This is a genomic window from Vibrio atlanticus (assembly GCF_024347315.1).
Taxonomy (GTDB): Bacteria; Pseudomonadota; Gammaproteobacteria; order Enterobacterales; family Vibrionaceae; genus Vibrio; species Vibrio atlanticus.
The window spans coordinates 756,609-780,394 of sequence record NZ_AP025460.1 but is presented as its reverse complement, the minus strand read 5'-3'; the positions used below and the strand labels follow the sequence as shown (position 1 = coordinate 780,394).

Genomic DNA, 23,786 nt, shown 5'->3' with positions numbered 1-23,786 from the left:
AGTAACTAGGGTTATCACCCAATAAAAAACGGAGCCACTTAGGCTCCGTTTGTCTATTCAGGCTTTCCACTTAGATTTCATCTATAGAGGAAAATCTCTGATTACGCTTCTGCTTTCTTTAGCTCAGCTTCTTCGTGTGTTTCAACGCCGATTTCGCCTTCAGACTTAGCAACAATAGTGTTAACCGCTGTATCACCCACTACGTTAGAAGAAGTACAGAACATATCGTTGATACGGTCTACCGCAGCAATGATAGCTAGACCTTCTGGTGGTAAACCTAGTTGGTGCAATAGAACACCGACCATTACAACACCACCACCTGGAACACCACCAGCACCGATAGACAGAAGCAAGATAGTTAGACCCAGAGTAAAGATGTCAGCCGTGTTGATTGGTTGACCGAATGCGTTTGCTACGAACATTGTCGCGAGTGCGATGTAGATAGAAACACCAGACATGTTCATTGTCGCACCCAGTGGAACACCGAAACCTGCCACAGATCTTGATACACCAAGCTTTTCAGTTAGAGTGCGCATTGTTACTGGGATAGTCGCGTTCGAACTTGCCGTCGATAGTGAGAAAAGGATTTGCTCACGAGTTGCGCGTAGGAATTGCTTAGGCGTAATACCTGTCGCGATACCAACCATCATTGGGTAGAAGAAGAAAATCCAGAACACTAGCATCGCAACAACAAGCGCTACATAGCCAGCTACAGACATAAGTGTCTCGGCGTTCAGTGTCGCACCTAGTTGAATCATCAGAGCGAATACACCAAATGGCGCCAAGCTCATTACTAGGCCGATAAGCTTCATCATGATTTCGTTAGCCATCTTGAACGTTTTGATCGCTGGACCGCCACGTGAATCAAGAGCCTGAATAGCAAGACCAGTCAAAATTGCCATGAAGATGATCTGTAGCATGTCGCCGCTTGCAAACGCCTGAACTGGGTTGCTAGGAACGATGTTCACAACAAGAGAGAAGATATCTGGAGTTTCAGTTGTTGTTAGTTGAACTGTCTCAGAGATCGTTCCGGCTAAATCTGCACCAGCACCCGGTTGGAAAATAAGGCCAACAGTTAGGGCTGCAGAAATCGCGATGATGGTGTTGATAATGTAAAGAGCAAAAGTTTTACCACCTAGGCGACCGAAAGAACGGATGTCTTTCAATTCAACAATTCCGCAAACGATAGATACGTATACCAGTGGAACAACCAATAGTTTGATCAAAGAGACAAACATACCACCGACACCTTCTGCTAGACCTAGCAGGTAAGTATCAAATACTGCAATACCGTTGAATAGGTACTGAATAGCAGTACCAATAAGTAGGCCGGCAAACAAGCCTACAAAAATCTTACTTGAGAGCGATTTGTCCATCGTTCTTCTCCAGTTTGTTGTGTTTGAAATTTGTACTTTTATAGTTATATATGCGACTGAAATCGCTATATCGCAGTGGATTTTACATACAAAGATAACAATTAAAAGCATTTATTTACAAAAACATTACAAGTGTGACATCAAAACATTTCCTCATTAACAACCAGTTTCATAATATAAAACTCTAAATCATTGTTCTGGGTAATATAAAAAGAACAACATTCTTAATGCGGTTTTGATGACTATTTACGTGGGGTCTCAAGTTATAGGCACAAAAAAAGAGAGGCATATGCCTCTCTTTTCATTTAACGTAAACCAGTGATTTATTTTGTCGCCGCGACTTACTCAGTCAATGCGCTACTCAATCACTTGGCAGCGTAACACGTCATTACTTAGCAACCATAACCATCGCAGGGCGAACCACACGACCGTTTAACTCGTAACCTTTTTGCATTACGAACATAACCGTGTTTGATTCGTGATCTGGGCTTTCTTGAATAGACATCGCTTGGTGGAATTCAGGGTTGAACACTTCACCTTCAGGGTTGATCTCTTTAAGACCAAACTTAGCAACTGTGTCTACGAACGTTTTGTGCGTTAGCTCAACACCTTCAAACAGTGGCTTAACCACTTCGTTTTCAGCATCTGCCGCTTGCATTGCACGCTCTAGGTTGTCGATGACAGGAAGTAGACCTTCAGCAAACTTGTTCAAAGCGAATTTACGCGCTTTATCAATTTCTTGCTCGCTACGGCGACGCATGTTTTCAACTTCAGCTTTTGCGCGAAGAACAGAATCTTGCTGCTCTTTCACTTTAGATTCGCTAGAAAGTAGTGCAGCTTCTAGTTGAGCGATTTTTGCTTCTTGCTCATCAACAGACTCTTCATTTAGCTCAGCTTCTTCAACTTTCTCAGCTTCAGCAATGATTTGATCTAGCTCTTCTTCCGTTACTTTGTTTTCTTCGTTGCTCATGATCTCTCCAGAATTCGTTTTCAATGCAAGTGACAGGTGTGTTTGCACCCCAAATTGATATAAAACACTCGCATAGACGTTCAACTTGCCTTTATTATGGGGATGAAGAATTTTGATTCAAGCCTAATTCGTTTGGAAACGTTATGAAAAAGCCATTTGAAGTCATCGCCATTATTGGTAAACCTCGAGATCAGCAAGCAATTCAGACTCATAGAGAGCTCTATCAGTGGTTAAGTACTGAGGGTTATCAAGTGTTTGTGGATGACAGACTCGCTACAATTTTAGACGATATCCCACAAGAACATTTTTCTAGCCTAATTGAATTAGGTAAACGCGCCGATCTCGCCATTGTGGTGGGTGGTGACGGAAATATGCTCGGTGCCGCTAGAATCTTGTCACGTTTCGATATTTCAGTGATTGGCGTAAACCGAGGTAACCTAGGTTTCCTTACCGATCTCAACCCTGAAAACTTCCAGAGCGCGCTGACTGATGTACTCAAGGGTGAATTCATGGAAGAAGAGCGCTTCTTACTTGAAACTGAAATTCATCGTCATGGCCAAATAAAAAGCCACAACGCCGCACTCAACGAAGCAGTACTTCACCCCGGTCAAGTCGCACATATGATCGAGTTCGAAGTGTATATCGATGACAGCTTCGCCTTCTCACAGCGCTCTGATGGCTTGATCGTCTCAACCCCGACAGGTTCTACCGCCTACTCGCTTTCTGGCGGCGGCCCTATCCTGTCATCTAGCCTGAATGCAATTTCATTAGTGCCAATGTTCCCGCACACCCTTTCAAGCCGCCCACTGGTGGTGGATGGCAAGCGTCGTATCAAGCTTATCGTATCGCCTGATAACCGCGGTACACAGGAAGTCAGCTGCGATGGCCAAATCTCGCTACCGGTTTCTCCTAGTGATGAGATCCACATTTACCAAAGCCCTAATGTGCTCAAGCTGATCCACCCTAAAGACTACAATTACTACCATGTTCTACGTAACAAACTAGGCTGGTCGAGTAAGCTGTTCTAAAAGAAAAGCGACTTTAGTAATAACCAAAATTTGAAAGGCTGACGACATTCGTCAGCCTTTTTTATTGCCTGAGAGACTCCCTTTCACGCTCTTTCGTCGCCGTAGGGAATGACGATTCCTAGCAACCCTCAAAACATCGTTATTTCCAAGAAGGAGGAACGACTGAGTTTGGAATCTCATAATAGTTCGTAGTAGAGATCACTTCGACTAGGGTTCAACTCACTAATCAACGCTTCCTTCCATGAACGATTCCATTTCTTTAGCTGTTTTTCTCTATCAATCGCAGCTCTAAAGTCTTCGAAAACTTCAAAATAGACTAACTTGTGAACATTGTACTTCTTAGTAAAACCCTCTATCTCTCCCGCTTTATGTAGCCAAACCCCTTGCTTAAGGTTCCCAGTAACGCCTATGTATAAAACTGAATTCGAACGATTAGCTAGAATGTAAATTGCAGGTTGCTTCATCCTTCCCCCTTGATATCAAGCTCTTAAAATTAACAAAGGCTGAAAAACCAAGAGCATTAAATAAGCACTAACAAAAACAGATTCCCTACCACACTCCTTCGTCGCTGTAAGGAGTGACGACAACGAACAACAAAACCAAAAATAAAACGTCATTCCAGAACCGAGGAACGAGATATCTGGAATCTCTTCATCTTACAAATACCAACGCAAAAAACAGATTCCCTACCACGCTCCTTCGTCGCTATAGGGAATGACAGCAACGAATAACAAAACTCAAAAATAATCGTCATTCCAGAATCGAGGAACGAGATATCTGGAACCTCTTAATCTTACAAATACCAACGCAAAAAACAGATTCCCTACCACGCTCCTACGTCGCTGTAGGGAATGACAGCAACGAATAACAAAACTCAAAAATAATCGTCATTCCAGAAGCGAGGAACGAGGTATCTGGAATCTCTTCATCTTACAAATACCAACGCACAAAACAGATTCCCTACCACGCTCCTTCGTCGCTATAGGGAATGACAGCAACGAATAACAAAACTCAAAATTAAACGTCATTCCAGAACCGAGGAACGAGGTATCTGGAATCTCTTCATCTTACAAATACCAACGCACAAAACAGATTCCCTACCACGCTCCTTCGTCATTTAAGGGAGTGTCGGTGACTCATCCCAAGCACATACTAAACCGTCATTCCCAAGAAGGAGGAACAACTAAGTTGGGAATCTACTGCGGTTTCAGTGATCTACGAACAACCTCAATTCTGAGATCTGTCGCAAAAAATTTTCACCTGCTGACTTTACTGTATAAAGAAACAGTATATACTGAGCTTATATACAGTATTGTTCAGTTATACAGGTAAATAAAAATGCTGGCTCATCTAAGTGTTAATAATTTCGCTATTGTTAAGTCTTTACAGCTAGAACTCTCTAAAGGCATGACAACAATCACCGGAGAAACTGGTGCGGGTAAATCTATCGCTATCGACGCTTTAGGCTTGTGTCTTGGAGGAAGATCTGATGCAGGAATGGTTCGACAAGGTGAAGAAAAAACCGAAGTCAGTGCCGCTTTTTTACTTGAGAACAATCTGCATGCTACCCGCTGGTTAGAAGACAATGAACTGCTTGATGGCGGTGAATGCATCCTACGCAGAACCATCTCTAAAGAAGGTCGTTCTCGCGCATTCATCAACGGCAGTCCCGTGCCTCTTTCACAATTAAAATCGCTTGGACAGCTGTTGATCAACATTCATGGTCAACACGCGCACCATCAGCTGATGAAAAGCGATTACCAAATGGCCATGCTTGATCAATACGCAGGTCACTTGAACCTATTGAAATCGACACGTAATGCTTACCAAGCCTGGCGACAAGCCGATAACCACTTAAAAGAGTTACGTGAAAATAGCCAGCAAAACCAAGCTCAAAAACAACTTCTTGAATACCAAATCAAAGAGTTAAATGAGCTGTCTATTGGGGAGGAAGAATATGAAGACCTCGAACAAGAGCATAAGCGCCTCTCCAATAGCGGAGAACTGGCCACAACCTGCCAACAAGCTATCGAGCTTATTTATGAAGGCGAAGAAGTTAATGCGCTTGGTATTCTGCAATCGGCCAATAACTCCTTAATTCAGTTAGCGGAGCTAGATGAAAGATTGGCTGAGTTACCAAACTTGTTGTCTGAAGCCATTATTCAGATAGAAGAGACCAATAACGAGTTAAGAACATACCTAGATGGCATTGATGTCGATCCCGGTCGTATGGCTTACGTTGAAGAGCGCTTCTCAAAAGTAATGTCGATGTCTCGTAAACATCACGTATTACCTGAAGAACTGTATAAGCATCATCAAGACTTATTACAACAAGTTGAAGCGCTTGATTGCTCTGATGAAAAGTTGGAAGAATTGGCAAACGAGGTAGAAAACCAATACCAGTCGTTCGTGGCTAAATCAGAGAAGCTTCATAAATCTCGAATTCGTTACGCAAAAGAGCTCAACAAGCTGATCACGCAAAGCATGCACGAACTGAGCATGGAAAAAGCACAATTTGCCATTGAAGTGAACAACACCAACACACACCCTTCCCCATTGGGTATGGATAACGTGACCTTCATTGTTTCAACCAACCCTGGTCAACCAATGCAGCCCATTGCTAAAGTGGCTTCTGGGGGCGAGTTATCACGAATCTCACTAGCGATTCAGGTGATCACAGCGCAAAAAGTGGATACACCAAGCCTGATTTTCGATGAAGTCGATGTAGGTATCAGTGGACCAACCGCTGCGGTTGTCGGAAAAATGCTACGTAAGCTGGGCGAATCTACGCAGGTGATGTGTGTGACGCACTTACCTCAAGTTGCCGGTTGCGGTCACCAACAGCTGTTTGTAGCGAAGAACACGAAATCAGGTAAAACCGAGACTCAAATGCACACGCTTGATGAACAACAACGCGTTTCAGAGCTTGCTCGACTGCTTGGTGGCAGCCAGATTACCGAATCGACACTAGCCAACGCAAAAGAGTTATTAATCGCAGCATAGGTTACATATTCGGCAACTTTCTGATAATTTACCGAAAATTCTTGGCAATTTTGCAACTTAATTCAAAATTGCTAGTCATAACAAGCTCAAAGCGCAAGGAGCTTTTTACTTCTTGCTGGAGCTTGTTTATTATCAGGCAGTATTTTAGCGAAGAAAGATCTCAAACTATGCGAATTAAAAAGTGGTTAGTTGCAGTTCCACTTGCACTAACAATGTTGACCGGTTGCTCTCTACTAGAGAAGTTGGTTTATCGAATTGACATCAATCAGGGTAACTATGTTGAACAAGAAGCTGTCGACCAGCTCAAGTTTGGCATGACAAAAACACAAGTTCGTTACGTTATGGGCTCACCTATGCTTATCGAAAATGGCTACCCAGATACGTGGTACTACATTTACCACCACCAAAAAGGCCATAACGACCCTATCCAGAAAAACCTTGTCGTGAACTTTGATGCCACTGGCACTCTAGTAACGATCAATGGTGATTTTGAAGCCAGTGATGAGTTCTTCGAAAGCCTTCGCTAGCTTTCCAGTCGACAAGGTATGAATCGCAAAAGCCTGCTCACTTCACACGAGCAGGCTTTTTAATATCTGCTAACAAATTAGCTGCGTGTCTAACCAACAGGCACAAAAAAGCTCGCCAACATTGCGAGCTCTCTTCTTAGTCGAATTTTTTTAGCATTACGATTTAGCTGCGGCTGCTTTCGCTTGCTCAGCACGCTTACGGCGGATCTCTTTTGGATCGGCTAACAGTGCTCGGTAGATTTCGATACGATCTTTATCGCGAACCGTCGCATCTAGCTTAACGTTGCGGCTGAATACGCCAACCTTGTTTTTTGCTAAGTCGATCTCTGGGTACAATTCCAAAACGCCAGACTGCGCAATGATCTCTTCAACGGTCGCGTGCTTGTTTACTACTAAAGTAAACACACGCTGTTCATGCGGAAGTGCAAACACAACCTCTACGTGGATCATATCCGATTCAATAGTCATGGCTTAGTAGACCTGTTTCGCGCGTTGAGTAAAAGCACTGACCATATTACTCGTCAGCTCATTGAAAACCTTACCAAATGCCATTTCAATCATTCGGCTAGAGAATTCAAACTCTAACTTAAGCTCAACCTTACACGCTTGCTCATCGAGCGGAGTAAAATACCAACCGCCCTGTAGCTTTTTAAACGGGCCGTCCACCAGCTCCATCAAGATCTCAGCGCCATCCGCTAAGCGGTTCGATGTGGTAAATGTTTTGCTGATACCCGCTTTAGAGACATCAACTGAAGCTACCATAGTTGAATCTGAAGATTCGATCACACGTGAACCAGAACACCCTGGCAAAAACTCGTGATAACGAGCAACATCATTGACCAAGCTGAACATCTGGTCGGCACTAAACGACACTAATGCTGAACGAGTAACCTTTGGCATATAGACTCCTGTTAAAGACAGCGTTACATTAACACAAACTGCAATTTTAATTGTATTGGGCCAGAGCGCAAATAAAAAGGATTCCCCAACTAGGGTGCAATCCGTATAATGAGGCCATTATGGCAAAGAATAAATCAAAAGCCGGTAGTAATACCATTGCGCTTAATAAGAAAGCTCGCCACGAATATTTCATCGATGATGAGATAGAAGCGGGGCTTGAGCTACAAGGCTGGGAAGTAAAATCCCTACGTGAAGGCAAAACCAATATCGCAGAAAGCTACGTCTACATCCGAGATGGCGAAGCATTCATCAGTGGTATGACGATCACTCCGCTAACTCAAGCGAGTACTCATATCGTGGCGAACCCAACACGCATCCGTAAACTACTAATGTCGAGAAAAGAACTCGATAACCTTATCGGTCGTATTAACCGTGAAGGCATGACACTTGTCGCAACCGCGCTTTACTGGTCTCGCTCTTGGGCGAAGATTAAAGTTGGTGTCGCGAAAGGTAAAAAGCTGCACGATAAACGTACTGATATGAAAGAAAAAGATTGGGCGAGAGATAAAGCACGAATTATGAAGAGTAATTTGCGTTAATTTTAAGCACTTAAACGCACAGTGCTAGACAGGCAATGCTTTTCTGGTACTATGCAAATAACACTTGGGGCTGATTTAGGATTCGACAGGAATTTTGAAGTCTGAGGTGCATGCCGTGGGGCGGTTGGCCACGTTAAAAGCCGCAAAAAAATAGTCGCAAACGACGAAAACTACGCACTAGCAGCTTAATAACCTGCTCAGAGCTCTCTTACCCTAGCTTCCGCTCGTAAGACGGGGACCAATAAGAGATCAAACCCAAACTAGCTAGCGCGGATTCTCCCACCTGAGAGGAAAAGCGCGAATAACAATTCAGGTTAGCCTTTAACTAGCGTGTCGGTTCGCAGGTTGCTGGTGAAATTAAAGATCGACTAAGCATGTAGTACCAATGATGAATGATTTTTGGACGCGGGTTCAACTCCCGCCAGCTCCACCAAACACGTGTATCGGGACGCCTCAGGGCGTCCCGTTTTTGGTTCTAATGCCTTATGATGGCTAGCTTTGTTAGGATCATAGTGTCTCATTGCATTTCACTATTTCTCACGGCTTGTGTAACATCAAATGTAACACCCTTTTCTGTGTTACTTTATTTGTGTTACATAAATTTGGATAGATGATGGCTAGAGCTACCTCCCCCCTTTCTGATACAAAAATCAAAAATACCAAACCTACTGATAAGCAATTCGCTTTGTATGACGGTAACGGGTTGCAACTAAGAATAATGCCAAATGGCACAAAGTCTTGGCTGTTTAATTATATCCACCCAATAACCAAAAAGCGGAAAAATCTAGGTCTAGGAAAATACCCAGATATCACGCTATCTTCTGCACGCAACAAAGTAAGAGAAATGAGGCAACTAGTTGCTGAAAGTATTGATCCTAAAACACACAGAGACAATGAGCTGGCAAATAAGTTACTTGAACGAGAAACTACACTTTTTAGTGTCGCGGCAGAATGGTTCGAGCTAAAAAGAGATACCGTCAGTGAAGACTACGCAAATGATATATGGCGTTCGTTAGAACTTCATATATTTCCAAACCTAGGTCAGTTAGCAATCTATGACTTAAAAGCCCCAACAGTGATAAATCAACTGCGTCCGCTAGAAAGTGCAGGATCTTTAGAAACTGTTCGTAGGGTTTGCCAGCGTTTAAACGAGATAATGACCTACGCCGTAAACAGTGGAAAAATCCAAGCAAATACTTTTGCAGGGATAAAGCAAGTATTCAAACAGCCAAAAGTTCAGCATCAAAAAACGATATCGCCACACGAATTACCAGTAGTTATGAAGGCGATGTCCGAGGTTAACATCAAAGTAATAACACGCTGTGCCTTTGAGTTTCAACTTCATACTCTCACTCGCCCTAACGAGACAGCAAAGGCAAGATGGAATGAAATAGACTTCGAGAATGAAGTGTGGACGATCCCTGCTAACAAAATGAAAATGAAACGAGATCATAAAATCCCACTATCCCAATCAGTGATAAGACTATTGGATTTCATGAAGTCTATCTCAGCCCACAGAGAATACATCTTTCCAAGCAATACTAAACCAACCTCACACTTAAATACTCAATCAGTAAATAGCGCTTTAAAACGTGCAGGACTATCGGGAAAACTTGTTAGTCATGGTATGCGTTCGATTGGTAGTACAGCTTTGAACGAGCAATGTTTCAATCCAGATGCGATAGAAGTTGCTTTAGCTCATGTAGATCATAATTCCATTCGTGCAATCTACAACAACGCTGAATACCTAACGGAAAGACGACAGATCATGTCTTGGTGGAGTGACTTTATTGACACTGCCGCTGGGCAGAATTTTACCTTATCAAAAAAATCCATATAAATGTTGACAGTCTAACCTTACTTTTGTATTAATAAGGGGAGTTCACAAGATCTTCCTTTTCAATAGTTTAGATCAGTAATCAATACGCAATAGGAGTCTACTAAGATTTTGCATCTTTAGATGCAGTGTAAATATTTTCAAAACCCAATCTTCAGTATTTTGAAGATATAGTTGCTATAGATTTTTTAATTACAGAAACAAAAATTTACCACTTTTGCTCATTTATCGTACATAAACTTATGTTTCTAAGTTTTATCAGAAGTCGTGCGTGTATTTAGCAAAATTGCAGCAACTGGGCTGAATCTATTTCATTTTGATCTAAAGGTAGACCCATATGACATCTAAAAACATCCAAATTCTTCGTAAAACTGACGTTCTTCAAAAAGTCTCAATTTCAAAAGCGACCCTTCACCGAAAAATCAACAACGGCACTTTTCCTCCTTCTATAGATCTAGGAGCAAATTCTGTTGGATTTCTAGCTCACGAGATAGATCTCATCATTGTAGCGATGGCTACCAATCAAGATTTAAAAGCTACTGTTGAAAGAATTATCGAAAAGAGAAATACACTTTTAAGTGAAGCACTTATACAACTAGCCGCTTAATCAATAGTTCTAGCATGCGTGTAAACGCATGTGTTCTTTTTCTCTTCGAAAAAGTGGAATTTTTTGATTATGTATATATAAATGAAAGATCTCCACTTTTCATCAACTCGGTAGTATGTGATGAAATCTTGTGATGTAAATACTCTTGCCCCCTTCCAGCACCAAATTATCAACAACTTTCAGAGTAACGAAATTTGCGTGCTCTCGCACCCAAACATATCTATTCCTGATCTATTAGCTAATAAAAAAGTAGTCGCTCCTAAAACTGTAAATCACCGAAATACAACTCAAATATGTACCTATTACAAAGAAGCAAAACAAAAATTATCAACGATAGTGATCGACTCAAAATCATATCGTGAGCATGCTATCAATACCGTAATCGATAACTATTTTTCTTACCAGCTTCCTATATTTGATGTATATACAGGCAGATTTTTTGACTGTAAAGATAAGCTTGGTCACTTACTAGAGCTAGCAAAACTATTAATGTCAGATCAAATATTATCTATAGCAGTTAAACAAACAATAAAGATAGTTCCGCTCAGTTACCCAGATGCAAATTCATTACTAATAAAATACAACCTGACTGGAAATTTTTCTGAAAAATTTGTAGACCTATTCAATCAAGCAACCAGTCACAAAGAGCAAGCTGTATCTTCGTACTATAAAATTGCAACTGAATTCAAAGCAGAAAATATCGATGATATCCACAGCCTAAATCACAAAAAGCTTTTCACTCATACCACAACAGTAGCTTTAAAAGCCAAGACAGGAGTAGGAAAGACAAAATACGTCTTCTCACCTCTATCGCAAACTTCAAGTTGCACTCAGAAAGTGGTTTACATATCTCACTTAGTTGCTTTGAGTGAACAATTCTGCCAACAGAACCAGGCAACATCATATTCATCCTCCGTGCTTAATGAAATTGAGAACAGCACTAGACTTTCATTAGTAATCAACAGTCTCTATAAACCTCATCTTCTACTTAAAGCTATGGATGCGGACCTACTAATCATAGATGAATTTGAAAAGGTACTCAGCGCAATTGTGGGATCGAAAAACAATCGAGAAATGAAATCACCACAAGTATATGACGCGCTTTGTTTAGCATTAAAACAAGCCAAACAGGTGATTGTTGGTGATGCAGACCTAAGTAATTTCAGCCTTAACTTTTTAAAGAAGATCAGACCTGACTTGATTTTTATGAACTGCACGCAGAATCCATATACTTCCATAACTGCTATCGTCAAAGCTCAGGAACCCATATTATGTTCAACAACTCTAAAACAGACATTATTTGAAAGTAAAGTTTTCTTATTTGATACTCGAAGTACTCTCCAAGCAACTGCTGTCAGCTTAGGATTCAAAAATATAGCTGGTTTAGAGTGTGAAGCTGAAGCTCTTAAATCTGGAGTACTCATCCTTCACGGAAAAAACAAAGAGATGAAGGCACAAAAAGCATTCCTCTCTAATCCAGAGAACGAGATACAAAAGTATAAAGCAATACTTGCATCTCCATGCCTAAGTGCTGGTTTTTCTATTACAACTAGCTATACAAATTCTGTTCATATTTTTTGCAACGGTACTCTAACACCAGACGAATTGATCAATTTCTCACGTAGATTTCGCAGTGCTAGACAATTAATATTCTGTCCAAGATCAGTCTGTAGACTACATCAGGATTTCTCAGAATTAGAAAGAAAAGATGAATTTCACGCTCTATCACTTCAGTACAATGAAAAGAAATCTTACTTGAATGAAAATATTGCGTTCTCATTAGTACAACTGTTACATGCGGATGGTTTTAATGTAGATGTTCAAGAGTGTGAGACAGGAATGCTGAACTCAAGTCGAAGAGCCATAAGCAATACAACGAAAACTTTTCGAATTAGCCAAGACTCAGCGATAATTGAAGCTAATGACATTAGCACTAAAAAATATCAGCAGTTGACAGCTTGTCATAATTTAACATCTTTAGAAATAGCAGAATGTAAGAGGTACAACCTAAAAAAAACTTATCAGCTAAATAATATCTCACGCGAAGACATTAAGTTTGATAAGGTTTTCAACAGGAAACTTTTTAAAGTCGTATGCTCTATACCTGATGAATCTAACGACTTAATGAGTGATGACCCTAACTTACTCAGAGCCGCTAATTTACTAGTTAGCATAGTTTTTCGCTCAGATACTGTTGATGTTAGAGAGAAAAGCAATCATTTCATTCATGAAGGTAAAACTCTAAATATAGTAGCTTGCCTTGCAAAACACTGGAAAATACTCGGACACGAATTTCCTAATGTAACTGCGCCCTATCAGATAAATACAAAAAATAAAGCAACTCGATTTTTAAAGTCTGCACTACATGTGATTGGAGCTGATCTAACAAAGTTTAGCGGAAATACAGGTAAAGCAAGGATAGTATTCAAAGACAACGCTCTATCCTATTTTAATAGGTTATAGTGAATATTTATGTGTATTGTTATCATTTTAATAAGCATACACTCAACAATGGTCGCTATACCCCTAAGCAAACATGAAAATAAGAAAATATGTGTCACTATAGCTAAAGTGCGTAATAACGCAGTAGAAATGCTGAATAGCGCACTGAAAGTGCCGAATGACGCAGTAGAAGTGCTGTTTGACGCACTGCTTTTTGAGAGAAAAATGAAGATTTAGGAGTGTGCTAAAGCAAAATAACGCTTGAGCCTTATATTAAATTTATAACTTTAAAATAGTTATAACAGTTATCATAGTTATAACACATTTTCTTGAGGGAATAAATGATAATAAATCTCAAGTAGATCTGGTTTTCATAATACAACAAGCCAAGGTACTGAAATATCTTCGCCTAACCTCGCTGCTCCAAAGCAGTTAAGTAAGTTATCGCTAGCCAAATAATAGAAAAAATCAAAGCCATACTTGGCTTTGATACTTCTACTATAACCCCATTCCTGAATGCTCTACTTCTGCATGCAACTCTTTCCAGTTCGGACAGTGCTTAGTCACTAATTGCCAGAATACTTTATTGTGGCTTTTCTCCACGGTATGGCAGAGTTCATGGATGATGATGTAATCCATAACGCTGTTTGAAAACTCCATGCAGCGAGGATGAAACTCTAATACATCATTATCAGTGCAGTTAGCCCAGCGAGCCTCAAATTTTTTAATTTTGTATGTCGTGGCATCTAAACCAGTTTCACGCAGCCAATGACGTAGGCGTGAGCCTATCTTATCTTGAGCTTTCTGCTTATAAAAACGTTCTAGAGCGGCTTTAAATAGCTCTCGGCTAACAAAGTGACCTTCAGGCGATAACACCTTAAAACGGCTTTGATTAAAGCTAACCTCGACCATTGAAAGCTCAGGAGCAGGGATAACTTCACAATAGAACGTTCGTCCTCTATAGGGTGCTCTACTGCCGCTTACAATCTCATCTTTTAGCGGCTGGTTTACCTCTGCTAAACGCTGCTTGATCCAACGAGCACGATAACGAATCAATTCAAGTTGCTCTTCTTCTGACACATCTGGACCACGAAGAAGAACTGTCTTACCTCTCTCTACGGTGACGTAGTGATGTGACAGCTTCTTATCAACTTTAAACATCCACTCGATTTCAGTGGTTCCATATTGGAAAACTGGCATAACGTTCTAAACCCAATCAGTTGTTCAGCATGATGTTAAAGATCTCGTTTGAGTGCTGGCGAGCGACTGTCATATCCCAACCACCGAGACCTCGCAGGATCGTGCGTACTGTTTTCTTGATCTCGTTATGAATATCTTTCTGTTTTTTCCAGATAGGAGAAAGCATCACTTCCGCAATATCGGGGTGACTAAAAATGCTCTTTGTCCAAGCGAGTGCTTCAGCCTCATCAACTTGTTTTTCTAGATAGTGGTACACAGACTTCTCTGTAGCCGTATCTAAGCCCATCTCTGATGGCTTAGCATCTTTGTCTCGAACTCGCTGAGCAAACAGCTCTAATTGTTCAAGGAAGATGGCTTGCTCTATACGCCCTTCACGCTCATCATTGATAAGCTTTTCTAGCTCTTCTTCCAAGTCACCGAAGAAAGCGGGATCTTTGCCTTTGCCTGTTTTGATAGTGTGCTTTAACTTATTCTTCATCACGAGAGCAGCACTACCAGCAGATTTTTGCTTTCTTAGTAAGTCCATGTCTGCTGCATCAAGGATAGACACCTCACGTCCAAGAAGGCTCTTTACTTCACTGGCTTCAATGTGCTCATCTAACATAGCTTTAATAAGCTCAGACTCAGAAGCCGTTATACGAACGGCATCTGCACTGTCTGGCATTTTATTACGCAGTTGCAGTTTGATTTCGTTGAACACCTTAAAGTAAGGTTTAAAAGGTGCTCCCCGCTCATCGGGGAGCACTACATCTAATCGACTATTGAACTCTGCCACTGCGACTAAGAAATCTTCTACGATATCGAGTTTAGTATCAGGGTCTAAGAATAGATCAGCATCTTCCTTATACAATTCAGGCTGTTTAACCAAGTTGTGTTTCTTAGGCAAAATATCCTGAACTTTAGCTAAAGCAGTTTTTAACTTAGGTAATTCAGACTCAACATCCGTCCATACTTGATCTGGCTGCACATCGTTTCCGTACATTTTTAATGCTTCATCGAGGTACTCAACTACACCATAATAATCAACAATGTAGCCTGCTTTCTTTCCTTTACGAGTACGGTTCACTCGGGCAATGGCTTGTAGCAACGTGTGTTCTTTTAGCGGCTTATCTAAATAGAGGGTATTGACGATAGGAGCGTCCCATCCAGTTAATAGCATGTCAGAAACAATCACTAAGCCGATATTGTTTACCTTAACGTCTTCACCTGCTTTATTCTCAGACTCGTCACCGTATGGCAATTTAAACTCATCATTGACCAGTTTAGGAATCTCATCTGAAGGCACGGCAATTGGCTTAATACCTTCCGAAAGCTCACGCTTAACTCGCTCTTCTATTGTTTCTAGCTTTGTTTTTGAACCAGTCTCATAATGAGCTTGTTGCTCGCTAATGCCTGTACGTTTTTCAGTCATGCTCCCCAAAGAGATTACAACACGACTTTCAAAGGTTGGAAGACCTTTGCTTTGGCGCTCAGCCATGATTTCATCAATCATATCTTTGTAGCGCACTGCCATATCACGACCGTCACAAACAAGCATGCCTTTAAAGCCTCTAGGCTTAACACTTGTTAGGAAGTGCTCCACTAGATGTTTTGCATTCTCTTCAATACGCCCAAGCGCACCACGTCTTTTTTTCAGTAACTCTTGTTTAAGCTTCTTCTTCCGAGCCAATGGTTCATTGGCAAACTCATCTTCAAAGGCTTGTTTTAACAGCCCGTCACTACCCCATTGAGAGATCCCTTCTAGGTACTTGATCGGTAATGTTGCACCATCAGCAACTGCTTCATCCAGTCGGTAAGTATCTATGTATTCTGTACCACCAAATTCGCCTAAGGTATTTTTGTCATCTTTGATGAGTGGCGTGCCTGTGAAAGCGATAAATTTAGCACGAGGTAAAGAAGCTCGCATAAAGGCTGCTAGGAAGCCGTATTGACTACGGTGAGCTTCATCGACCATTACATAGAAATTAGGCTTAGTACTCAGAACTCTAAAATCAACTTTCTCCTCACTGACTTTTTTCCAGTTAGGCTTTAGTGAATTACCTGATGAATCAGATAACCCATAGTTTTGGTTGTTTTCTTTAACAATCCAGCACTGCTCTTTACCGTTATCATCTTTCCTTAGAACACGCTTCACTCGGCTTTTAGAGCTAGCTCCATCATCAGTTTCATCACTGTCTTCTGACTCTTGTGCTGCATTGATTTGTTTGCCATCACTTTCTTGGAATTTCTGTACTGTCGAGGTAAAGATTGTTCCGTAGTCATTACTGAGCATGCTTTCAAGCCCCGCTACAGAATCCGCTTTTGCAGCTTCAAGCCCTACATTAATAAAGGTATTGTGAATTTGCTGATCGAGGCTGGTACGGTCGGTAAGCACCAAAATACTTGGATTACCTAAGCTTGAGACTTCTGTTCTCATTAAACGAGCAAGCAGTGCCATCGTCAGTGATTTACCACTTCCCTGGGTATGCCAAACCACCCCACCAAGCTCTTCGCCCATTAACGCAGGGTCTTTGCCTTGCAGACGAAGTAATGTTTTCTCTACTGCACGCCATTGTTGGTAACGAGGAAGCTTTTTAATCATGCGCCCATCTTCAACTTCAAACATCGGATAGAAGCAGACTAAACGGACGAAACGTGAAGGCTCAAACAGCGCCCAAATAAGCTTGTCTTGCTCTGATGGGGCTTTACCTAACTTCTGTTCCAACACTTCAAGAATGGCTTGTTCATCAGGCTTTTTTGCATCAAATTTGTAGGTGAGGTAGAACTGTTCTGGCGCACAAATAGCACCGTATTTTGCTTGGCTACGATTAATGGCTGCACAAACCATATTAAAAGCGAAATGCTGGCTAAAAGCCCCTTGATAGCCATCAATTTGTGCAATGCCTTTGCTTAGCTTAATTGAGCTGGCTTTGCATTCGATTATAGCTAAAGGCAAGCCGTTGATGAACAAGAGTAGGTCAGGTTTAAATTGTTCGTCATTGGCATTCCTCCCTACGTATTGGTCAACTACGTGGAAGTGGTTTCCTTCTGCGCCTGTTTGATTGATAAATCGAATACTACGAGGCTGTCCGTTCTTGTCTTTTTGTTGCAGGTTAGAATGGAAAAGGACGTCTTTCCAGAAGGTGTGGTTAGCAAGCATCAGGTCATTGTTTTGAGCAAACCAGATATCACGTAATTGCTTTATCGCTTTAGTAGCACCGCTTGGCACTTCCGCTAGCCAAGGGTTTAAAGCGTGGAGCCTATCAATCAGAACCTCTTCCAATATCACAGGTTCTGCTTTATTGGTTTGTTTGACTTGGCTACCTTTGATATGGATATAACCCAGCTTTTTAAGCCACTCGATTGCAGGGCGTTCTACCCCTGCTAATTCTGGTTTCGATGCATCAGCCTGACCTGACATTGCCATTCCTTCTCTTATCGCTTTTATTATTGCTAGTTAATGATGCCTTCTTATGAAGGCATCTTTTCTACTGGTGTACATTACTTAATGATTATCTAGCGGTACTCGCCATTCACCAGTCAGAAGCTTCTGCATTAGACCTTTTTTCAACTGCTCTGTTTCTAATTTTTGCAGCTTTAACGAATTCAATTTTTGATCTACTGTTCCTAATATCTCTGCAATCTGATTTTGTTCACTGATTGGAGGTATTACCATTAATTGTTCCTCCATTCCTTTCTTAGTGAAATGCAGCATAGTTGACCCATTAGTTTGTTTTTTCATTTTTTCAGTCATATATAACAAACTATAAAACATATAACTTTTACCTAACAAAGACTCATTGCATGCTACTTTCCAAATATGGTAATGATATATCGCTTTATCCCCACCCCAAACTTTAGGACCAAAAGTGGCTGACCACATGAATAGCAACTCTCCTTTATTCACATATTGGTGTTCTGGTAGTTGCATGTTTGAGTAATAATACTTATCCCCAGATCCTGTTAGATTTTGAAGTCGAATTACAGGCGTGCCAGATTCTTCCCACTCTGTTCGCTTGTACGCTCTACCGTTGTAAAATGTGGCAACCTTCTGTTGTTGTTTAACTTTCCATATACTTGGTATTGTTGTGCCTAACGGAGAATCCTTAAAACTAGCGTGTGGCTGCCACTCACCATTTTCATCCTGAACACCAACACCTTCAGTAAAGAGCTTCTGCATTAACCCTGTTTTTAGCTTTTTTGTTTCTGCTATTTTTTGATCAATGAGATCGATTTTCTGGTCAGCCGTAGAGAGTACTTCTGCGATTTTTTGTTGTTCTTTTAATGGAGGTAATAAAATCTCATTATCTTCCATGCCTTTCTTCGTCAAATGAAGCATGGTCGAACCATTAGTTTTGCTCTTCATAGACTCCGTCACATAGTCCAAATGGAAAAACATAAACATTTTATCAAGAAGATCTTTATGACAATCAACTTTCCAAATATGGTAGTGATAAATCGCCTTTTCTCCCCGCCAAATACTTGGACCAAAGGTTGCTGACCACATATACAGCAATTCACCATTATTAACATTTTGGTGCTCAGGAAGCTCTAGAGTTGAATAATAATAACTATCACCACTTCCTGTTAAGTTTTGCAAGCGAATTACAGGTGTCCCAGATTCTTCCCATTCTGTTTTCTTATATGCTCGCCCATTATGAAAAGTAGAAACTTGGGACTGCTTACAAACTCTCCACCCATTCGGGATATTTTTACTGCTCATTACAGGTAGCCTCAATATTTAGCACACTAATCTGAGTTACAAGTTTTTCTGTAACCTGTTTTAGTTCACCTTCTAATTTGGCTAAACGCTCTAACGAACCAAAAACATCCACAATTTCTTCTGGTTCTGAGTTATCAATGTAACGACTTAAATTTAGGTTAAATTCATTTTCCTCAATCTCACGAATATCAACAACACGCAGATATTTATCTACCGCTACAGATTCTAACAATTTTGGTAAAGACTCTGAGGTTTGCTCACCAGCCTCAATCAATGCTTGCTTAGCCTTGCTGTATTCTTGAGTGATTTTGTGGATATCTTCTTCACGAAGGCGACTCATCTTATCGCTGTCATCACACTCTTGTGAGGCATCAATAAAAATCACTTTGTTTTTAAGTTCAGCAGTTTTTTTCTTATTGATGATCACAACCGATGCCGAAATACCTGTATTAAAGAACAAGGCAGGCGGTAAACCGATCACTGCTTCAATCAAATCACCAGTAAAATCGTCTTTTCCAACTAATAAACCTTTGCGGATCTTACCTTCATCACCTTCACGGAATAGCACTCCATGAGGGACTACTACACCAATACGACCATCTTCTTTTGTTGAAGAAATCATATGCTGAAGAAATCCCCCTCTGGCAGGATAGTTGTCACTGTTAAAATTTAACCAGTTTGGGCGATAAAGAGTAATTGTGTCTCGTATCTCAGTAGAAAGAAAAGAAGCTATATTGAAGAAGCTGTTGCCTCCCTATTCGATGTCAGTTAAAGAAGTGTCGGAAGAGGAAGGAATTAGCACTGCGACCCTGTATCATTGGCGCCAGCAACTCAGACGTTCAGGAGCCGCCGTGCCAAATAGCAACACTTCATCAGAGCAGTGGTCTGCTCAAACTAAACTCGCCATTGTTGCCGAGTCTTACTCGATGACCGAAAGTGAACTCAGCCAATATTGTCGTGAAAAAGGTCTTTTCCCTGAACAAATCCAAAGTTGGCGCAGCGAATGTATGCAAGGGTTTAAGTCGAGTAAAGAGCAGGAAGCTGAAGCAAAGAAGCAGGCTAAAGCTGACAAACTTGAAATCAAAGAGTTGAAGAAAGATTTACGACTCAAAGAAAAAGCACTCGCTGAAACGGCCGCCCTCTTGGTACTAAGAAAAAAGCTGAGAGCCTTTTACGGGGAAGAGCCAGAGGACGATTAACCTCAACCGATGAAAGGCAGACCATAGTGACTCTTATCCTTGAAGCGAAGCAATGCGGATGCCGTTTAGAGCCAGCTTGCCATGAAGTTCAAATCGACTTGAGAACGTATCGTCGCTGGTATCAGCAAGGTGAAGTTCAAGCTGACAAAAGGCCGATATGCATCAGGCCAGAGCCTGCTAACAAGCTCTCTCAGCAAGAGCGTGATGCGATTATCGAGGTGTGTAACCGCTCTGAGTTCGCAAGCTTACCTCCGACTCAAATCGTCCCGACACTGCTTGACCGAGGTGAGTATATCGCCTCTGAATCGAGTTACTATCGGGTGCTGAGTGCACAGGGACAACTCCACAGACGAGGTCGTCAAAGAAGTAGGCAGAAGCAAGCGAAGCCATCAAGTTACACAGCGACAGATTCGAACCAAGTCTATACATGGGATATCACTTACTTACCTTCAAAAGTTCGAGGCCAACACTATTACCTGTATGTCATCGAGGACATCTACAGTCGAAAAATCGTTGGTTATGAAGTGTATGAGCGTGAATGCGGTGAGCTGGCGTCACAACTTCTGCAACGAACGTTGATGCGAGAGCAATGCTTCAATCAAGCGCTGGTTCTTCACTCAGATAATGGTGCACCGATGAAGTCGCTGACGTTTAAAGCAAAAATGGAAGAGTTAGGTATTACCTCATCGTATAGCCGCCCAAGAGTCAGCGATGATAACCCGTATGTCGAATCATTGTTCCGCACGGTAAAGTACATGCCAAGCTGGCCAACAAAGGGCTTTGAAAGTATCAACAGTAGTCGAAGTTGGGTTGAAGCCTTCGTACGCTGGTACAACACCGAGCATAAGCACAGTAAGCTAAATTACGTCACGCCTTCAGAGCGTCACAATGGAAAAGATAAAGAGATCTTGAAGCGCCGAGCAAAGGTATTACTCGCAGCAAAAGAGCTAAACCCTGAACGCTGGCCAGGTGATATCAGAAACTGTGAACCTGTTGGTGACATTCACCTAAATCCAGAAAGAGAAGCTGCTTAGTAAACAAGCGAATGATGACAACTACCTTGAAAAACGCCGAAATGCTAGGTCTGCATATTTTCGGGGAGCTGTGCCTAAACCGAAACGACCATAAGGATCTTTTAGATCAGTACTGTATTTAGGGTTAACTTCAACTTCTTTGCCTTTTTTATCGGTCTTAGTCTTTTTATTGATCTCTAGAGGCTCCCACCAATCTTTTATTGAGAAAGGCGGATTCGCAATTACTCGGTCAAAGGTTTGTAACCCGTGACCATCTTTATGCTGTGGGTTAACCAGCGTATCACCACGCTTAATATCACCATCTAGGTTATGTAAAAACATATTCAATTTTGCAATTGCCCATGTACTTAAGTTCTTTTCTTGACCATATAACTTACAGTTAGGCTTGCCCATCACCATGCCATTCTCTGGATAATTTTCTTTGATATGACGAGCTGCTTCAACCAACATACCGCCAGAGCCGTTGGTTGGATCGTAAATTTCATGAGTCGGTTGAGGGTCAATCAGTTTAACAATCAACTCTACAACTTCATGTGGGGTGTAGAACTCGCCCCCTCTCTTACCTGCATCATCAGCAAACATGGCGATAAGGTATTCGTAAGCATCACCTAGAAGGTCGGGTTTGTATAAGTTCTTATTACCAAGCTTGTGTTGGTTGAAATGACGCAACAAACGCATCAACAATTCGTTACTTAGCTTCTCTTTATCACCAAACTGGATAGCAGTAAGCACTTTCTCTAATGATGGGTTCTGACGCTCGATTTCTGCAAACGCTTCATCAATGCGTTCACCAACGTTTTCAGTCTTTTCAACTAAGTTAGCCCAACGAGCATCGACAGGAACGAACTGCTCTGGATTATCCTCAAGAATAAGTTCCATTGCTTCATCACTAGAACGCTGTTCTTCTGCCATTATCGCTTCAACACGCTCATCAAACACATCAGATAGACGTTTGATAAAAATAAGCCCGAAGATGTAGTTTTTGAAATCTGAGCTATCTACGGTGCCACGCATAATGTTAGCGCTGCCCCAAAGCCATTTTTTAAGATCACTAAGTTCAATAATTTCTGGTGCTGATTCTGTTGTCATAATTCTCTCGATAGAAGTGCATTCGCTCTTGCGAATGCTTTTTACTAATTGAGGTGATTATACCTGACAGAATGCCGACTTAAGTAAACTCTAGTCATAATCTTGGTGATATTGGATAGCTAAGAACACTGTTCAAGCGCTTTTTTGTTTTTCATCGTGTGATTTCAGAAAAGTAAAATGTGAAAACCACATTAGAACAGTGTTCTCTTCTAACTTTGACCAATAAAAACACCAACAGAAGAAATATCAGCAACTTAACAGTCACCACATTGGTCATGTTGACTTTTATCGTCACGGATATCTAATCAAAAGCAAAAAAGAAAAAGAAAAAGAAAAAGAAAAAGAAAAAGAAAAAGAAAAAGAAAAAGAAAAAGAAAAAGAAAAAGAAAAAGAAAAAAGGCTAAGTTGACTTCGATGACCTGTCATATCTAATACCATAAATTCAAACAACATATATCAGCTTCATACAGCTTGGTTACAGCAATCAAGCCATAGACAAGACTTAAGCTAGTAAAACTACAGAGCAGCTATTTCACATTGAAGCCTGCACACATTAAATACCTCTATGAACACTGTTCCTAGTCAGTATGAGTTCAGAGAAAACATCCCTCATACAGAGCTGGTAACGGGTAAGTAGTAATGCTAAAGAGCAGGCTCTTTAGCTTATTCCATATAAGCGTTGATGTTCATATTCAAGTTCCTTGGAACACTGTTCAACAGCCTACGAACCAAAATTCCACAAATGGCATTAGGGGACGAGTATTTCATCACCAATAAATATGGATGCTTATGTTCAGTGCCTTTCAAATTGAGATTTAGGTTACGTTGCCGATGCCAGAGTTCCACACGTGGAATTTTGGGAGTTAGCGTTTCATTACCAATGAAAATTTAAGCTAATGTTCGACACCTACCAAATTGAGATGAGGGTTACGTTGCCGCATGCCAGAGTCCCACACGTGGGATTTTGGGAATTGGTGTTTCACTACAATGAATATTGAAGCTAATGTTCAACACCTACCAAATTGAGATTAAGGTTACGTTGCCTATGCCAGAGTCCCACTGGTGGGATTTTGGGAATTGGTGTTGCATTATCAATGAATATTGAAGTTAATGTTCACACCTACCAAATTGAGATTAAGGTTACGTTGTCGATGCCAAAATTCCACAAGTGGAATTTTCATATACTCCCACCCTGGAACACAGCTCTTACCCTAACCACTGGCTTTGGTATTTCGCACCACAACTACTTATCTTAAAATAAAGAAACAATTAG

The 23,786-nt window shown here is 41.1% G+C and carries 18 protein-coding genes and 1 other RNA gene; 9 read left to right on the top strand and 10 right to left on the bottom strand.

Annotation, left to right across the window (positions count from 1 at the left end):
• Window positions 1–101 precede the first annotated feature (101 nt).
• Together OCV30_RS03565 and grpE are read right to left on the bottom strand one after the other, a co-directional pair.
• A complete protein-coding gene (locus OCV30_RS03565) occupies window positions 102–1,376 on the bottom strand; it encodes a dicarboxylate/amino acid:cation symporter (protein WP_065678520.1) in 1,275 nt (424 codons plus the stop codon).
• A 388-nt stretch (window positions 1,377–1,764) separates the two neighbouring features.
• Complete coding sequence (gene grpE / locus OCV30_RS03560; protein WP_009848329.1) at window positions 1,765–2,346, bottom strand: nucleotide exchange factor GrpE; 582 nt, start codon at window positions 2,344–2,346, stop codon at window positions 1,765–1,767.
• A gap of 143 nt (window positions 2,347–2,489) precedes the next feature.
• Here grpE and nadK point away from each other — a divergent pair, with 143 nt between their 5' ends.
• The gene (gene nadK / locus OCV30_RS03555) at window positions 2,490–3,374 is read left to right on the top strand and encodes an NAD(+) kinase (protein ID WP_065678519.1); all 885 of its coding nucleotides are present in this window, start codon (window positions 2,490–2,492) and stop codon (window positions 3,372–3,374) included.
• Between the two features lie 176 nt (window positions 3,375–3,550).
• Here nadK and OCV30_RS03550 read toward each other — a convergent pair whose 3' ends face one another.
• The gene (locus OCV30_RS03550) at window positions 3,551–3,838 is read right to left on the bottom strand and encodes a GIY-YIG nuclease family protein (RefSeq protein ID WP_065678518.1); all 288 of its coding nucleotides are present in this window, start codon (window positions 3,836–3,838) and stop codon (window positions 3,551–3,553) included.
• Between the two features lie 874 nt (window positions 3,839–4,712).
• Here OCV30_RS03550 and recN point away from each other — a divergent pair.
• Both recN and bamE read left to right on the top strand, forming a co-directional pair.
• Entirely contained in the window at window positions 4,713–6,377 is a 1,665-nt protein-coding gene (gene recN, locus OCV30_RS03545) for a DNA repair protein RecN (RefSeq protein WP_017100072.1), read from the top strand.
• 167 nt (window positions 6,378–6,544) lie between these two features.
• Window positions 6,545–6,904: an outer membrane protein assembly factor BamE gene (gene bamE, locus OCV30_RS03540; protein ID WP_009848326.1), complete on the top strand. Its 360-nt coding sequence runs from the start codon at window positions 6,545–6,547 to the stop codon at window positions 6,902–6,904.
• A 156-nt stretch (window positions 6,905–7,060) separates the two neighbouring features.
• On the opposite strand, the gene OCV30_RS03535 is transcribed toward bamE, so the two are convergent.
• Both OCV30_RS03535 and OCV30_RS03530 read right to left on the bottom strand, forming a co-directional pair.
• Window positions 7,061–7,372: an RnfH family protein gene (locus OCV30_RS03535; RefSeq protein ID WP_009848325.1), complete on the bottom strand. Its 312-nt coding sequence runs from the start codon at window positions 7,370–7,372 to the stop codon at window positions 7,061–7,063.
• Window positions 7,373–7,375: 3 nt separating this feature from the next.
• Complete coding sequence (locus tag OCV30_RS03530; protein WP_004735157.1) at window positions 7,376–7,804, bottom strand: SRPBCC family protein; 429 nt, start codon at window positions 7,802–7,804, stop codon at window positions 7,376–7,378.
• Window positions 7,805–7,923: 119 nt separating this feature from the next.
• On the opposite strand from OCV30_RS03530, the gene smpB reads away from it, so the two are divergent.
• The 5 genes from smpB to OCV30_RS03505 all read left to right on the top strand — a co-directional run bounded on the left by smpB (window position 7,924) and on the right by OCV30_RS03505 (window position 13,310).
• A complete protein-coding gene (gene smpB, locus OCV30_RS03525) occupies window positions 7,924–8,403 on the top strand; it encodes an SsrA-binding protein SmpB (protein WP_065678517.1) in 480 nt (159 codons plus the stop codon).
• 66 nt (window positions 8,404–8,469) lie between these two features.
• Window positions 8,470–8,836, top strand: a transfer-messenger RNA (tmRNA) gene (ssrA, locus tag OCV30_RS03520).
• Window positions 8,837–9,016: 180 nt separating this feature from the next.
• Complete coding sequence (locus OCV30_RS03515) at window positions 9,017–10,243, top strand: integrase domain-containing protein (protein ID WP_065678516.1); 1,227 nt, start codon at window positions 9,017–9,019, stop codon at window positions 10,241–10,243.
• 334 nt (window positions 10,244–10,577) lie between these two features.
• Window positions 10,578–10,847, top strand: coding sequence for a helix-turn-helix transcriptional regulator (locus OCV30_RS03510; RefSeq protein ID WP_065678515.1), 270 nt, complete (start codon window positions 10,578–10,580; stop codon window positions 10,845–10,847).
• 120 nt (window positions 10,848–10,967) lie between these two features.
• Complete coding sequence (locus OCV30_RS03505) at window positions 10,968–13,310, top strand: DEAD/DEAH box helicase family protein (protein WP_065678514.1); 2,343 nt, start codon at window positions 10,968–10,970, stop codon at window positions 13,308–13,310.
• Window positions 13,311–13,787: 477 nt separating this feature from the next.
• On the opposite strand, the gene OCV30_RS03500 is transcribed toward OCV30_RS03505, so the two are convergent.
• From OCV30_RS03500 to OCV30_RS03485, 4 genes are all read right to left on the bottom strand, one after another.
• Window positions 13,788–14,489 carry a M48 family metallopeptidase gene (locus tag OCV30_RS03500; protein WP_065678512.1) on the bottom strand — a complete coding sequence of 234 codons (702 nt, stop codon included), beginning with the start codon at window positions 14,487–14,489 and terminating at the stop codon, window positions 13,788–13,790.
• 16 nt (window positions 14,490–14,505) lie between these two features.
• Window positions 14,506–17,889, bottom strand: coding sequence for a type I restriction endonuclease subunit R (locus OCV30_RS03495; protein WP_065678511.1), 3,384 nt, complete (start codon window positions 17,887–17,889; stop codon window positions 14,506–14,508).
• 84 nt (window positions 17,890–17,973) lie between these two features.
• Window positions 17,974–19,191, bottom strand: coding sequence for a restriction endonuclease subunit S (locus tag OCV30_RS03490; protein ID WP_065678510.1), 1,218 nt, complete (start codon window positions 19,189–19,191; stop codon window positions 17,974–17,976).
• Window positions 19,181–19,813, bottom strand: coding sequence for an N-6 DNA methylase (locus OCV30_RS03485; protein WP_065678509.1), 633 nt, complete (start codon window positions 19,811–19,813; stop codon window positions 19,181–19,183). The genes OCV30_RS03490 and OCV30_RS03485 overlap by 11 nt, the downstream gene beginning before the upstream one ends.
• Before the next feature lie 76 nt (window positions 19,814–19,889).
• Here OCV30_RS03485 and OCV30_RS03480 point away from each other — a divergent pair.
• Window positions 19,890–21,424, top strand: a protein-coding gene (locus OCV30_RS03480; RefSeq protein WP_370736707.1) for an IS3 family transposase whose coding sequence is annotated in 2 segments (ribosomal slippage) — window positions 19,890–20,343 and window positions 20,343–21,424 — 1,536 coding nt in all. Because the reading frame shifts where the segments join, the coding sequence is not laid out codon by codon here.
• A 21-nt stretch (window positions 21,425–21,445) separates the two neighbouring features.
• Here the strand turns inward: OCV30_RS03480 and OCV30_RS03475 are convergent.
• Entirely contained in the window at window positions 21,446–22,513 is a 1,068-nt protein-coding gene (locus OCV30_RS03475; protein WP_244499023.1) for a class I SAM-dependent DNA methyltransferase, read from the bottom strand.
• Window positions 22,514–23,786: the final 1,273 nt, after the last annotated feature.